Genomic DNA, 13,850 nt, shown 5'->3' on the forward strand with positions numbered 1-13,850 from the left:
CCTCTGCCTCTGCCTCTGCCTCTGCCTCTGCCTCTGCCTCTGCCTCTGCCTCTGCCTCTGCCTCTGCCTCTGCCTCTATCTCTCTCAATGCGCAGCTTGGAGGTGGTCTGGTTTAGCCAGCCAGATATGTGTGAAGCTACAAACCCTGCTTGCAGAAACAACAAGGGCTGCACATTGTGCAGCCCTTGTCTTTGGAGAATAGCGGGTTGAGCGTGTCAGCTGGCCCAGGTGATGATGTGATCGATCCATTCACCCGCCTGATCCTCGTGAATGACTTTGCCACGGACGGATTGACCAGCCTGATGCATCGCGGAACGACTGCCGGTCAGCAGAGGATGCCATTCTGGAAGAGCGTCACCTTCAGACAGCAGGCGATATGCGCAGGTTGAGGGGAGCCAGTCATATTCGGTGATCTTGTCATGGGTGATCTGCAGACAGTCAGGCTCTTTTTTGAAACGATTGGCGTAATCAGAGCACTGACAGGTCTTGGTGTTAAGCAAATTGCAGGCGACATTGGTGAAAACCAGTTCGTCGGTATCTTCATCGATCAGCTTGTTGAGGCAGCATTTTCCGCAACCATCGCAGAGGGATTCCCATTCGGATTCAGTCATCTGCTGCAGACTCTTGGTCTGCCAAAAGGGGGCTTGCATCATACCGCTCACTTATTACACCTGATAAAACGCGTGGTTATACCCCTTGTTACCCGGTATTTCAAGGAGAGGGTCACTCCGGTGGGCAAATTGTCGTGATCAGCTCAAATGAATGCAATGACTTTCAGCCTCATCATATTGCTCAAACGGGTTCGCTGGTGGGCAGGAAGTCCCGCAGGTTTGAATACTTGGGCTGCATGATTGTCCAGTTCAGGTTTTATTTTCTGCTTCTTTATCCGTTACATCTTTTGATGTTTGTCTGCTTGCAGCAAGCAGGGTCAAATGATCTCCGATGCCTACCGTCAGGCTGTTGCAAGCTTGTCTTTCAAATAAAGCCGCTGGTCACATATTGTTTGCGCCCTTCTGTCACTGCGACCCGCGGGAGAGCCTGCGTAGGCGTTCGTTTTTTGTCTTAATGATTGAGATAGATATCTTGCTCTGAATAAGCCAGCAGAGGTGTGCCGAGGTTAGTCCGTTTCGCGCCAAAGAAGCGGGTGAGTACGCCAGATTGCTGTCCCAGTCGCTGCAGCTTGACGTGATCCAGCTCGATCTGCTCGGGTAGCCAGGTAAATACGGCGGCGCAGTGACCATTGCCCAGACTGCGCTCCAGGGTTTGCTGCCAGTTCTTGATTTTGGGGCTATGTACCACCAGCACTCTCTTGGGATCGATACCTCGCTCTTCCAGACAGCTGACTGTGGGGCGTCCCGGCGGGGCGATCAACAAGATCCAGCCGGTATGAGAGTCACCTAACTTGCTCAGTTCGCTCAGAAACTGATCATCAGACTGGATAGTCACACCATCATGAGCCAACTCCGCTTTGCAGGCGGTTCTGGTTGGCCAGGGCTTGCTCATGACACGATTCATCGCAAAGGGCAGTGAGTGCAGGGGCTGGTTCATATATGGGATTCCTGTATGAATATCCAAGCTGTATGCGCATACAGTAGTTATATCCTGTGGCAGTGACAAGGTGTTTTTGCTGAAAAATGTGATGGTGTTAGCATGTGACGTTAGTAAGACTATGTTTTTAAAAGTTATTTAATATAAAACTGGCTGGGTTTTTTTCGTACTATGGACAAACCTTGCGTAACCGCCCATGGTTATACAGGTCATTTACAGGAGGTGCCGCCATGGATATCAGTACCTTGCAACGTCTTGATGCCAACATCTTGCTGGGCATCATCAATGAGAAGCTAAGGCTTGAGTGTGACGGGTTGGAGGAGTTGCTGGCCTATTACGATATGAGTGAAGAGCAGTTGGCAGGGCGTCTGGATCAGATTGGGTACCATTACGATCCATTGAGCAATCAGTTCAAAGCACATCTTTAAGGATGCAATGATTGCTTCATATTTATACGGTAATTTTTCAGGCACATTGAAACCGGTTTCAATGTGCCGTCTTGCTGCCTATTTTCAGGGATTTTCAAGGCTTGGCAATCTCTGAAAACCTATTCATGCCAGAATATTTTTATTTTTTCATTAAGCTTATGATAATAAAGGGAATGTTTGTTTTTGTGCGATCAATTTAAGGAAAGGGTTTTCACGCTTTTTGGGCTGTTTTTATCGGTTAAAGTGTGACTTGTGTTAACTTTTAATTGTGCGGCTTTCGTTAGTATTCTCACGCCGGTACATATTTTGAGATAACAACAGCGCCGGTCCCGATCCTCGGGATAACAATTTTATTTGTAACGAAGGAATATGGTTTATGGCTACCAAGAAGAAGACAGACCAGGATCTCCAACTGGATAAAGATCAGCTCAAGGCGAGTATCGTGCGTCACCTGCGTTCTACCTTGGGAACAAGCGAACAGAAAGCCTCTCACGATGCATGGTGGAAAGCCACCGCAGCGGCGGTCAACGAACAGGTTTACGAGCGCCTGACCCGCACTCAGCAGACTCACTTCAAGAAAGATACTCGTGCTATTCACTATCTCTCTGCTGAATTCCTGATGGGGCGTCTGACCTCCAACAACCTGCATAACCTCTCTCTTTACAAGATTTGTGAAGAGGCGCTGAGCGAACTCGGTCTGGATCTGACCGACCTGTGTGAACAAGAGCCTGATATGGCGCTCGGCAATGGTGGCCTGGGTCGTCTGGCTGCCTGCTTCATCGACTCGCTGGCAACCCTGAACTACCCGGCTGTGGGCTACGGTATCCACTACGAACACGGTCTGTTCCGTCAGGAGATCCAGGATGGCCGCCAGATTGAGCGTCCGGACTCCTGGCGTGAATATGGCAACCCTTGGGAGATCTGCCGTCCGGAGTCGGTACAGGAAGTCCCCCTCTATGGCTATGTCGAGACCGTGTTTGGTGACAATGGCGGCCTGAAGAAGGTTTGGCACGCGGGTCGCAAGATCAAAGGGGTGCCTTGGGATATCCCGGTCGTCGGTTTTGGCGGCAGCACCGTCAACATCCTGCGTCTGTGGGAGTCCCGAGCCTCCGAGTTTTTTGACTGGGACGTGTTCAACGCCGGTGGTTACATCGACTCTCAGGCCGAGAAAGCACAGGCCGAAACCATCTCCAAGGTGCTCTATCCGAACGATGAGACCGATGCCGGTAAAGAGCTGCGCCTGATCCAGCAGTACTTTTTCTGCGCCTGCTCCATCAAGGACATCATGCGCCGCTACAAGCGGGTCCATGGCAGTGACTTCAGCAACTTTGCCGCGCAAATTGCCATTCAGCTCAACGATACTCACCCGACTGTCGCCATCCCGGAACTGATGCGAGTGCTGGTGGATGAAGAGGGGCTGAACTGGGATGCCGCTTGGGCTATCTGCTATCAGGTCTTCTCTTATACCAACCACACTCTGCTGCCGGAAGCGCTGGAGAAGTGGTCGGTCAGCCTGTTCGAGAAAGTACTGCCTCGCCATCTGGAGGTGATTTACGAGATCAACGCCCGCTTCCTGAACGAGTTGGTGGAGCCCAAGTGGCCGGGCAACGATGCTATCAAAGCCAAGCTCTCCATCATCGAAGAGGGAGATGTGCGCAAGGTTCGCATGGGCAACCTGTGCGTGATCGGTTCGTCCAAAGTGAACGGTGTGGCCGAGATCCACTCCAAGCTGGTGAAGGAAGATCTCTTCCCCGAGTATGCCGAGCTGTGGCCGGAAAAAATGTGCAACGTGACCAACGGGGTGACCCCGCGTCGCTGGCTGCTGGCCTGCAACCCGGAGCTGGCGGGTCTCTACAACGAAGTAGTGGGCAAGGAGTGGCCGCTGCAACTGGACAAACTGCGTGGCGTGGTGAAGTTTGCCGACGACAAGGCGTTCCAGCAGCAGTTCATGACCATCAAGCGTCACAACAAAGAGAAGCTGGTCAAGGTCATCAAAGACGAAACCGGTATCGATGTCAGTGCCGAGGCGATCTTTGACGTTCAGATCAAGCGTCTGCACGAGTACAAGCGCCAGCAGCTGAACCTTATTCACATCATGGCACTCTATCGTCGTCTGCTGGCCAACCCGGACTATGACATGCATCCACGCGTGTTTATCTTCGGCTCCAAAGCGGCGCCCGGTTACAAGCTGGCCAAAGACATCATCTATGCCATCAACAAGCTGGCGGATCGGGTCAACAACGATGCTCGTATCCAGGGCAAGCTGAAAGTGGTGTTCATGCCGAACTACCGCGTGAGTCTGGCCGAGAAGTTGATCCCGGCGGCAGATGTCTCCGAGCAGATCTCTACTGCTGGTTACGAAGCATCCGGTACCGGCAACATGAAGATGGCACTCAACGGTGCAATCACCATCGGGACGCTGGATGGAGCCAACATCGAGATCGCTGAAGAGGCGGGTGCCGAAAACTGTGCCATCTTCGGTCTGAACGTGGACGAAGTGAAGTCGCTGAAGGCGCGCGGTTACAACCCGTACGACTTCTACTATGCCAACTCAGAGCTCAAGGCCGTGCTGGACTGGTTTGATACCGACTACTTCACGCCTGGTCGTCCGGGTGAGCTGGCCTCCATCAAGCGCTCTTTGCTGGAAGGGGGAGACCCTTACCTGACCCTGGCGGACTTCCAGTCCTACTCGGATGCACACAAGCTGATCGATACCTGGTATCGGGATCCGGCACTGTGGGCGAAGAAGGCTATCATCAACTCGGCCACCATGGGTAAGTTCAACTCAGACCGTTCCATCCAGGACTATGTGGATCGTATCTGGAAGCTGAAACCCTGCAACATCGGTTGATCACCTCTTAATATGAGAACCCCGCTATGCGGGGTTTTTTTATGGCTGTAGGTATCGAGCATGAATATTGGCACACCATTCGGGACAAAATTGTGCTCAGAGCCAGATGCACAAGACATCGATTTATAACTTCTTCTGTTATTGCTAACCCTATTCCGGCAACAACACTCATCTCCTGGTCTCAGGATTGCGCAACTTTAGGAAGCCAACATCATTTGTACTCTCGGGGCTGTCGCATAGCACAAGCTGATGGATGTACAGGGATGTGGCAGATGGTCGTGAGTGTGCCAAAAAAGAGAAAGCCCCGACGATACGGGGCTTTGTTGGTACTTGGGGTTAATTGAGGAGCGCGGTGAGCGTGCAACCTTCCATCAATGCAGTATGTCGCCCATGAAATAGGCAAGCAGGGTCAAAATGACGGTGAAGACCAGGTTCAGCACCAGACCCGCCCGCATCATCTCACGCTGCTGGATATGGCCGCTGGCGAAGACAATTGCGTTGGGCGGGGTGGCTACCGGCAGCATGAAGGCGCACGAGGCACCGACAGCGATCAGTACGGAGACGACAATGGGAGAGACTCCCAGTGCCTCTGCGACTCCGGCAAACAGTGGAACCAGCAGAGCGGCGGTAGCGGTGTTGGATACCAGCTCGGTCAGGAACACCACGAAGGCGGCAAGACAGAGCAGGATGACGAAGATCGGCATGGTGGCCAGACCGTTGGATAGGTGCTCCGCCAGGAAGGCGTTGGCCCCGGTCTGCTTAAGGATGGCGCTCAGGGTCAAGCCGCCACCAAACAGCATCAGTACTCCCCAGTCGGTGTTCTGGTTGATGTCATCCCAGCTTGCCACTCGGCTGACGGCAATGGCGATGATGGCTCCCATGGCGATCAGTGTATCAAATTGAGGTATTCCTCCCAGCGCCTGGGCAATAGGCTGGGAGCCAATCCACAACAGCACTGTGGTCAGAAAGATCAGCAGAGTCACCTTGCGCTGGCCAGTCCACTCTATGGTCACCTGCTCGGTGCTGACCTGGTGCGAGAGGTTGGGGCGGGTCACGAGATAGAGCAGACCGATCCCCACGGGCATGAAGATGAGGACTACAGGGATACCAAATTTCAGCCAGTCAGTAAAACCAAGTCCCATTTGGGCTGCTGCGATGGCGTTGGGCGGGCTGCCGACCAGGGTGCCGATACCGCCAATACTGGCGCTGTAGGCAACACCAAGCAAGACGAAGACCAGAGTACGCCGCTCCTTGTGAATGTCGAGGCCTTTGAGCATGCCAAGAGCCAGCGGCATCATCATGGCGGCGGTGGCGGTATTGCTGATCCACATGGAGAGTGCCGCAGTAATACTGAAGAGTACGATAGCAGCCCAGCCGAGGTGTCCCTTGGCAAGCTGCATCACCTTACCGGCAATCTGGGTGTCTAGTCCCTGTTTGGAAAGTGCAGCCGCCAAGGCAAATCCGCCAAAGAAGAGGAACAGTACCGGGTTAGCGAAGTCGGTCAACGACTTGCTCATATCAAACACCCCGAGCAGGGTGGCAAGCACCGGGATGGAGATCGCGGTGATAGTGATATTCACCGCTTCGGTTAGCCAGAGAATGGCGATAAAGATCAGAATGCCCAGCCCCTTGTTGACCATAGGGTCAAAAGGGAGCCAGGCGAGCATGGCGCATAGCAGGAGCAGATCCAGGATAACGATCCCGGTTTTGATATCCAGCCAACGAGATGGAGTTGCGGGTACAGCCGATGTGTGCATATCGTTCTCTCGGTTAATTTATGGTTGTTTTTGTGTTGCCGAGATTACATCCATTCACTTGTTTGAAACAGACTCACATATTGAAAATCAGCCTCTACTCACACACTCATTGATAAAAAAGGGGATTGCCACACGCAAATAAAACAATATTGAAACATAAGTTAAACATTGATGAGCTGTGCCAGCCACTGCTTGAACATGGTTTTAGGCAAGGAGCCATTTATCTGATCCACCAGCTTGCCCTGCTTGAAGACCATCAGAGTGGGGATGCTGCGAATGGCATAACGTGTTGCAATTGCGCTTTGCTGCTCGGTATCGACCTTTACAAAGCGCATTCGAGGTTCGAGTTCGTTTGCCACGTCATGAAAGACGGGAGAGAATTGTTGGCAAGGTCCGCACCAGCTGGCCCAAAAATCGACCACGACCGGAATATCAGAGCTGATAAGGGTATCGAAGTTATCAGCCTTCCCGAGGCAAGGGGTCTGGCTGAACAGAGACGCCTTGCAGTGCCCACATTTGGCGGACTGGTTTACGTGGGTGGAGGGCAGGCGGTTTCTGGTAAAGCAGTGGCTACAATAAGTAGTGATAAATGACATAATAGCCTCCTTGAAGAGCTACTCTGGTGGCTGTGACGAGAATAGTGCCAGAGTTAAATAGTCAAACAACGTTAACACAGTGCTCGGCTGGGGTGGATACTTCCACTCCGGGTTCTGCCCAAGCCGGATAATTCAGCGGCCCTTATAAGTAGAGAGTCAAAACGGGATGAATAAAGGATCACGGAAGAGCCCTGTGGTACTGCTGCTGGTTGCTGCCTTGTTGCTTGGCTTCTCGGTTATGTGCTGGCAGTTGCTTAGCCAGCAGCAGCGCGCATACAGCCTGAATCAGGCTGCGGAGGCTGTGCTGAACAGAATCAACACTGACAGTGTTTACCTGCTTGGTCGAGAGAGTGCCAATGATAGCAACGTCCAGCAACGGCTCGTCCAGTTATCCGGTATTCTGGATAGCTTTGTTCACAAAATCCGCAGTGATGCCGAGGTTGAGCAAACTCCTCTTTCTCGGAGGTTGCTGCAGGATTTGGATCTCTACCAGATGGAGCTGGCCAGACTGTACAGCATGGAAAAGGCGGTAGAATATATCGCGCAACCCTTTCAGCATCAGCTTGAGAAGGTTCGCACTATCACGCCGGCAGAGAGCCTTTTGCATCGTGACCTGAATGAGTTGGCCCAACTCAGCCATTTTTTGCAACACAGCGCCGATAACCAGTATCAACAACAGTTGAGCTTGTTGCAGCGCGATCTCGCTTCCCATTATGGCTCGCAACCCGAGGTGATCACCTTGGTTAACCTGAGCAAGGATTTGAGTCGTCAGGTGATGGCTTATCATACCCTGCGCCATCGTCTAATCGATATGCAGGTGAGCGATAACCTGGTGCGCTGGAAGATGGATAAACTGGAGCGGGCTTCATCATTGCTGAACCGCTTCTATTTAATGGTGCTTGGCGGTGCCTTGATCAGTTTTGTGCTGGTGGCCTATACCCTGTGGCGTCGTAATCAGAAATTGAGCGAGTTGTCCCGTCAGACAACTTTGCTGGCCCAGGCCAAAAGCGATTTTTTGGCCAACATGAGTCACGAGATCCGCACCCCCATGAACGCCATCATCGGCTTCAGCTCGCTGGCACTGCAGACTGAGCTTGATCAGCAACAGCGGGACTATCTGGGCAAGATCAAATCCTCATCCGATACCTTGCTTCTGCTGATCAATGACATCCTAGATTTGACCAAGGTGGAGTCCGGCAAACTGACGCTCGAGGAGATCGACTTCGATCTTAGCGAGCAGCTCGATTCGCTGGCAGGCATGTTTGCCGATTTGGCGGAGCGCAAACATGTGGAAGTGATCATTCGCAAGTCACCCGAGGTGCCGGTCTTTTTGCGTGGTGATCCCCTGCGGCTGGGGCAGGTGCTGGTCAATCTGGTGAATAATGCCATCAAATTCACCGAACGTGGCGAGGTCGAAGTCTGCATCGAGCTGGCCAACACTAATCCCATGCGGATCCGCTTCAGCGTGCGCGACACCGGTATTGGCATTGCTGAAGAGAAGCAGACTCAACTATTTCAGGCCTTTACCCAGCTGGAGGCGGGAAATACCCGTAAATATGGTGGCTCGGGTCTGGGGCTCAATATCTCCCAGCGGCTGGTTGAACTGATGGGAGGGCGGATCACCGTACAGAGCAAGCCCGGTGTCGGCTCTTTGTTCAAGTTCGATATACCGATGGCGCAAGCGGTCTATGGGGTGGCTGGACGAAAAGTCTTCTTCGAGAACCAGCCGCTGGTGATGGTAATGGACGACAACGAACTGGTGCTGGATCTGGCCAGGGATATTCTCACTCGCGCAGGCGTGCGAGTGCTGCCGGTCAACTCCCTTTCCCGTGCCCGTCAGCTGCTCCGTGAAGAGGGGCCCAATCTGCGGCTGGCCATTCTCGACTGGCGCATGGGTCAGGAGGATGGACTCGATCTGGCGCTGGAGATGTATCAACACAGCCAGTGGAGGCGGATCCCAATCCTGATGATCAGTGCCTGGGCCAGGGAGGGGCTACACGCCCGGATGGACAGCATGGGACTGGTCCATTTTCTGCCCAAACCGATGACCGAGAATGCCCTGCTGGCCAAGGTGGACGAGTTGCTCAACGGCAGCTCCTACGAGCTCAACCTGCGCAAGGCCGAAGTGCAAGGGGATCAGCAGCACTTCAAATCCCTGTTGCAGGGTACCCGAGTGCTGTTGGCGGAAGACAACCGGGTCAATCAGCAGCTCATCATCGAGTATCTGCGGCGGGTCGATGCGGCGGTGTGCGTGGTCAGCAATGGTCGGGAGGCAGTGGAGCGGGTCGCCGAGCAGCCTTTTGACGTGATCCTGATGGATTTGCAGATGCCGGTGCTGGACGGGCTCGATGCCACCCGCCAGATCCGCAAGATGGTCGACAAGCATGATGTGCCCATCATTGCCCTCACTGCCAGCGCTATGCCCGGTGACAAGGAGCGTTGCCTGGGGGTGGGGATGAATGGCTATGTCACCAAGCCGGTGAGCAAGCTGGATCTCTACAACAACCTGCTGCAGTGGGTGAAGCCGCAAGGGGTGGCGCAGGCGGGGATCATGGAGGTGAAACCACCGGATATGATCGGGATACTCGATCTGCAGGATGCTCTCAAGCGGCTGGAGCAGGACAAGGAGGCATTGCAGATCCTGTTCAAGCTGTTCATGTCGGAGCACAAGGACGATCTGTGGGAGATCCGCTCTGCCCTGCGCCGTCAGCAGCCCGAGGTGGCCAGCAAGCTGCTGCACACCCTCAAGGGGGTGTCTGCCAATATTTCGGCGGCCCGTCTGCAATTGGTGGCTGGCGAGCTGGAGTGGCGCCTGCGGCAAAATGAGGTACTGAGCGAGACGGATCTGGAGCAGTTGCAACAGGTGTTCAGTCAGACCCGGGAAGAGGTGTCACACTTCCTGTTGACCGGTGAGCAGCATGAAAATTCGTATAATCCCTATTCATCAGGGGATGATCGCATGTCACAGTGAATTAAATAGTAATTATTCTCAACCATTCCGGTTCGGGATATGATGAGCTTTCGTTCGAATCGCCTCCAGCCGGAGGCGATTGTTTTCATTCTTCTATTTCTGCGTGGCTTCTCTGATGGCCGCTCCTTGGAGCGGTCACGGGCAGAGAGCGCTAAAGGTTGGTAGTGTGAGCGTATTTCTACGATTGAGCTGGTTTTTCAAGGAGCAGTGGCCCCGTTATCTGGCCGCCATCTCCCTGCTGCTGATGGTGGCCCTGTTGACAGTGATTCCGCCCAAAGTGGTGGGCTGGGTGGTGGATGGCATCACCAGGGGCGGTCTCGACAATGGTACCATGATGCGCTATCTGGCGGGGCTGTTTGGTCTGGGTGTGCTGATTTATCTGCTGCGCTACGTTTGGCGGGTGATGCTATTTGGTGCCTCTTACCGTCTGGCCTATGTGTTGCGCAATCGCCTTTTCAGCCATTTCACCCGGATGAGCCCCGATTTTTATCAGCGCCACCGTACTGGCGATTTGATGGCCCATGCCACCAATGACATTCAGGCTGTAGAGATGACCGCTGGCGAAGGGGTGCTGACTCTGGTGGACTCCATCATGGTCGGGGTATTGGTGCTCTCCATCATGTGCAGCCAGTACTCCTGGCAGTTGACGCTGGTCTCCTTGTTGCCGCTGCCGGTGATGGCCTATTTCATGAACCGCTTCGGCACCCAGATCTACACCCAGTTCAAGGCGGCGCAAGGGGCCTTCTCTAGGCTCAACAACAAGACCCAGGAGGCCCTTTCCGGCGTGCGGGTGTTGAAATCCTATGCGGTTGAATCGCTGGAAGATGAAGGCTTTGCCGAGCTGACCAGACAGGCGGGGGAGCGTAATATGGCGGTGGCCCGCATCGATGCCAAGTTCGATCCGGTCATCTATCTCTGTATCGGTTGCTCCTACTTCCTCGCGGTGGCGGGGGGCAGTGTGCTGGTGCTGCGCGATGAGTTGACCCTGGGTGAGCTCACCAGTTTCACCATGTACCTCGGCCAGCTGATCTGGCCGATGTTTGCCATCGCCTGGCTGTTCAACATCATCGAGCGGGGCAGCGCCGCCTACTCCCGTATCGAAAGCCTGCTGGGGGAGCGCAGCGATATCGAAGAGCCCGCCCAGCCGGCCGCGTTTACCTCTGCCTTTCCTTTGCAGATCAAAGGGGTGAGCTATCAACTTGAGCAGCGCACCCTGCTTGCGGATATCGACGTTACCCTCAAGCAAGGGGGGATGCTCGGGGTGGTGGGGCGCACCGGGGCAGGCAAGAGCTCCCTGCTCAAGCTGTTGATGCGCCTTGCCAATCCGACTCACGGTTCGATTGTCATGGGTGTCGTTCCGATTGACCAGCTGCCGCTCGCCACACTGCGCAGCCAGTTTGCCTATGTGCCGCAGGAGCCATTCCTGTTTTCCACCACTATCGCCGCCAATATCGCCCTGGGCAAACCCGATGCGAGCCGCGAGGAGGTCGAACGGGTGGCGCGTATTGCCTGTGTCCACGATGATATTGTGCGTTTCCCCAAGGGCTATGAGACCGAGGTGGGGGAGAAAGGGGTGACCCTCTCCGGCGGCCAGAAACAGCGGCTGGCCATTGCCCGCGCCCTGCTGCTGGATGCGCCCATTCTGGTGCTCGATGATGCGCTCTCGGCGGTGGATGCCCACACCGAGCAGCAAATTCTGCACGCCCTCAAGGCCCATCGTCGCACCCTGATCCTGGTCAGCCATCGCATGACGGCGGTGGAGCAGGCCGACGAGATCCTGGTGCTGGAGCAGGGGACCATCAGCGAACGGGGTCATCACGGTGCCCTGATGGCGCACAATGGCTGGTATGCAGATATGGTGCGTTATCAGCGTCTCGAAGAAGCGGTGGAGGAGAGCCTGTGAATCCGACCATTAAACGACTGCTCGCTTACTGCGCCCAGTATCCTCGCTGGCTTATTCAGGCGGGGATCTGTTTGCTGCTCGCAACCGGCGCCGAAGTGGCCGGACCGCTACTGATCAAGCTCTTTATCGATGACTATCTGGCGCCTCGCAATATTGTGCTGCCCACCATTGCCCTGATCGCAGCGGGCTATCTGGGTTTGCAGGTGCTGTCGGCGGCGGGTTTCTATTTGCAATCCTTGCGCTTCAATCGCATCGCTCAGGCGGTGGTGCAAACCCTGCGCGAGCAGGTATTTGCCACCGCCATCCGCTTGCCAGCCAGCTACTTTGACAAGCATCGCTCTGGCTCGCTGATTTCCCGCATCACCAACGACACCGAGGCGATCATGAACCTCTATGTGCAGGTGATCGGCTTGCTGGTGCAAAAGGTGGTGCTCTTGTGCGGCATCCTCATCTCCATGGCGCTGCTGGATCTGCGGCTGATGCTGGTCTGCTCCCTGTTGCTGCCCGCAGTGGGCGGGGTGATGTGGCTCTACCAGAAACTGAGCGTGCCGGTGGTGCGAGCGACCCGCAGTCTGCTCTCCGACATCAACAGCCGCCTCAACGAGTCGCTGCAGGGGATGCCGGTGATCCAGGCGATGGTGCAGGAGCGCCACTTTGCCAACGCCTTTGCCGAGGTGAACCAGCAGCACTGGTCGGCACGGATCAAGAGCCTCAAGATCAACGGCATTTTGCTGCGTCCGCTCATCGATCTCTTCTACATGATGGTGCTGATCGGCCTGTTGGCGCTGTTTGCCCATGAGGGGGGGAGCCACGCGGGTGCTATTCAGGTGGGGGTGCTCTATGCCTTTATCAGCTATCTGGGCCGGATGATCGAGCCGCTCATCGAGATGACCAACCAGCTTAACCAGTTGCAGCAGGCGATGGTGGCGGGGGAGCGGGTCTTTGCCCTGCTCGATGAAACCCGCGAGAGCACCGAGGGCGAGCTGCGCCCGCTGGAAGGACGGGTCAGTTTCGAGCGGGTGAGTTTTTCCTACGATGGTGAGCAACAGGTGCTGCGGGAGGTCAGTTTTGCCGCAAAACCGGGCCAGATGCTGGCACTGGTGGGCCATACCGGCAGCGGCAAGTCCACCATCATCAGCTTGCTGATGGGCTTCTATCCGCTGGATCAGGGGCAGATCCGCTTCGATGATCACGCACTGGATACCCTGTCGCTGGCGGCGGTGCGCCGCAGCATCGGGCTGGTGCAGCAAGATCCCTTTATCTTCGTCGGCACCCTGGCGGAGAATCTGCGTCTCGGCCGCGCCGGCATAGATGACGCGCGGCTCTGGCAGGCGCTGAGCGAGGTGCAGTTGGCCGAGTTTGTGCGCAGCTTGCCACAGGGGATCAACACCCTGATGGAGGAGGGTGGCAAGAACCTCTCCGCCGGTCAGCGGCAACTGCTCTCCTTTGCCCGTGCACTGGTGGGAGATCCGCGTATCCTCATTCTGGATGAAGCGACGGCCAGCGTGGACTCCCAGACCGAGTTGGCGCTGTCGCAGGCGATCTCTGCCGCCCGTCGTGGCCGCACCACCATCGCCATCGCCCACCGCCTCTCGACCATCGTCGATGCGGACGAGATCCTGCTGCTCTCCCGCGGTCAGGTGAATGAGCGGGGTACCCATGGTGAGTTGATGGCCCTCGGCGGTCACTATGCCCAGCTGTTCGAGATGCAGAGTCAGGGGGCTTGGCTCGAAGAGAAACGCGCCTGAGCGGCACATTTGCTGTAACAGCGACATGAACGACAAAGAGGGAACCGG

Annotated in this window: 9 protein-coding genes; 5 read left to right on the plus strand and 4 right to left on the minus strand. The window is 55.3% G+C overall.

Translation table 11 applies throughout. The features are described 5' to 3' along the window. Positions 1–215: 215 nt before the first annotated feature. Both G5367_RS19030 and G5367_RS19035 read right to left on the minus strand, forming a co-directional pair. Positions 216–650: a YcgN family cysteine cluster protein gene (locus G5367_RS19030; RefSeq protein ID WP_005361134.1), complete on the minus strand. Its 435-nt coding sequence runs from the start codon at positions 648–650 to the stop codon at positions 216–218. A gap of 412 nt (positions 651–1,062) precedes the next feature. Then, positions 1,063–1,548, minus strand: a complete 486-nt coding sequence (locus tag G5367_RS19035) for a cell division inhibitor (RefSeq protein WP_421244962.1) — start codon at positions 1,546–1,548, stop codon at positions 1,063–1,065. A 230-nt stretch (positions 1,549–1,778) separates the two neighbouring features. Between G5367_RS19035 and G5367_RS19040 the strand changes: the two genes are divergently transcribed. Together G5367_RS19040 and G5367_RS19045 are read left to right on the plus strand one after the other, a co-directional pair. Beyond that, the gene (locus G5367_RS19040) at positions 1,779–1,976 is read left to right on the plus strand and encodes a DUF4250 domain-containing protein (RefSeq protein ID WP_005333612.1); all 198 of its coding nucleotides are present in this window, start codon (positions 1,779–1,781) and stop codon (positions 1,974–1,976) included. 376 nt (positions 1,977–2,352) lie between these two features. Next, positions 2,353–4,827, plus strand: coding sequence for a glycogen/starch/alpha-glucan phosphorylase (locus G5367_RS19045; RefSeq protein WP_421244963.1), 2,475 nt, complete (start codon positions 2,353–2,355; stop codon positions 4,825–4,827). Between the two features lie 371 nt (positions 4,828–5,198). Here the strand turns inward: G5367_RS19045 and G5367_RS19050 are convergent, their stop codons facing one another. Both G5367_RS19050 and trxC read right to left on the minus strand, forming a co-directional pair. Further along, complete coding sequence (locus G5367_RS19050; protein WP_337072889.1) at positions 5,199–6,584, minus strand: DASS family sodium-coupled anion symporter; 1,386 nt, start codon at positions 6,582–6,584, stop codon at positions 5,199–5,201. A 161-nt stretch (positions 6,585–6,745) separates the two neighbouring features. Next, positions 6,746–7,180 (minus strand): thioredoxin TrxC, encoded by a 435-nt coding sequence (trxC, locus tag G5367_RS19055; RefSeq protein ID WP_005346144.1) that lies wholly within the window; start codon positions 7,178–7,180, stop codon positions 6,746–6,748. A 166-nt stretch (positions 7,181–7,346) separates the two neighbouring features. Between trxC and G5367_RS19060 the strand changes: the two genes are divergently transcribed. The 3 genes from G5367_RS19060 (at position 7,347) to G5367_RS19070 (ending at position 13,802) form a co-directional block, all read left to right on the plus strand. After that, entirely contained in the window at positions 7,347–10,151 is a 2,805-nt protein-coding gene (locus tag G5367_RS19060; RefSeq protein WP_421294867.1) for a response regulator, read from the plus strand. Between the two features lie 166 nt (positions 10,152–10,317). Further along, positions 10,318–12,054: an ABC transporter transmembrane domain-containing protein gene (locus G5367_RS19065; RefSeq protein ID WP_421294869.1), complete on the plus strand. Its 1,737-nt coding sequence runs from the start codon at positions 10,318–10,320 to the stop codon at positions 12,052–12,054. Then, positions 12,051–13,802 carry an ABC transporter transmembrane domain-containing protein gene (locus G5367_RS19070; protein ID WP_421294871.1) on the plus strand — a complete coding sequence of 584 codons (1,752 nt, stop codon included), beginning with the start codon at positions 12,051–12,053 and terminating at the stop codon, positions 13,800–13,802. The genes G5367_RS19065 and G5367_RS19070 overlap by 4 nt, the downstream gene beginning before the upstream one ends. Positions 13,803–13,850 lie beyond the last annotated feature (48 nt).

Origin of the sequence: Aeromonas sp. 604282 (assembly GCF_049170575.1) — a bacterium.
Lineage (GTDB): Bacteria > Pseudomonadota > Gammaproteobacteria > Enterobacterales > Aeromonadaceae > Aeromonas > Aeromonas veronii_A.

Coding starts and splice junctions, on each gene's coding strand:
- G5367_RS19030 (WP_005361134.1), bottom strand. CDS start 650: ATGCAAGCCCCCTTTTGGCAGACCAAGAGTCTGCAGCAGATGACTGAA.
- G5367_RS19035 (WP_421244962.1), bottom strand. CDS start 1,548: ATGAACCAGCCCCTGCACTCACTGCCCTTTGCGATGAATCGTGTCATG.
- G5367_RS19040 (WP_005333612.1), top strand. CDS start 1,779: ATGGATATCAGTACCTTGCAACGTCTTGATGCCAACATCTTGCTGGGC.
- G5367_RS19045 (WP_421244963.1), top strand. CDS start 2,353: ATGGCTACCAAGAAGAAGACAGACCAGGATCTCCAACTGGATAAAGAT.
- G5367_RS19050 (WP_337072889.1), bottom strand. CDS start 6,584: ATGCACACATCGGCTGTACCCGCAACTCCATCTCGTTGGCTGGATATC.
- trxC (WP_005346144.1), bottom strand. CDS start 7,180: ATGTCATTTATCACTACTTATTGTAGCCACTGCTTTACCAGAAACCGC.
- G5367_RS19060 (WP_421294867.1), top strand. CDS start 7,347: ATGAATAAAGGATCACGGAAGAGCCCTGTGGTACTGCTGCTGGTTGCT.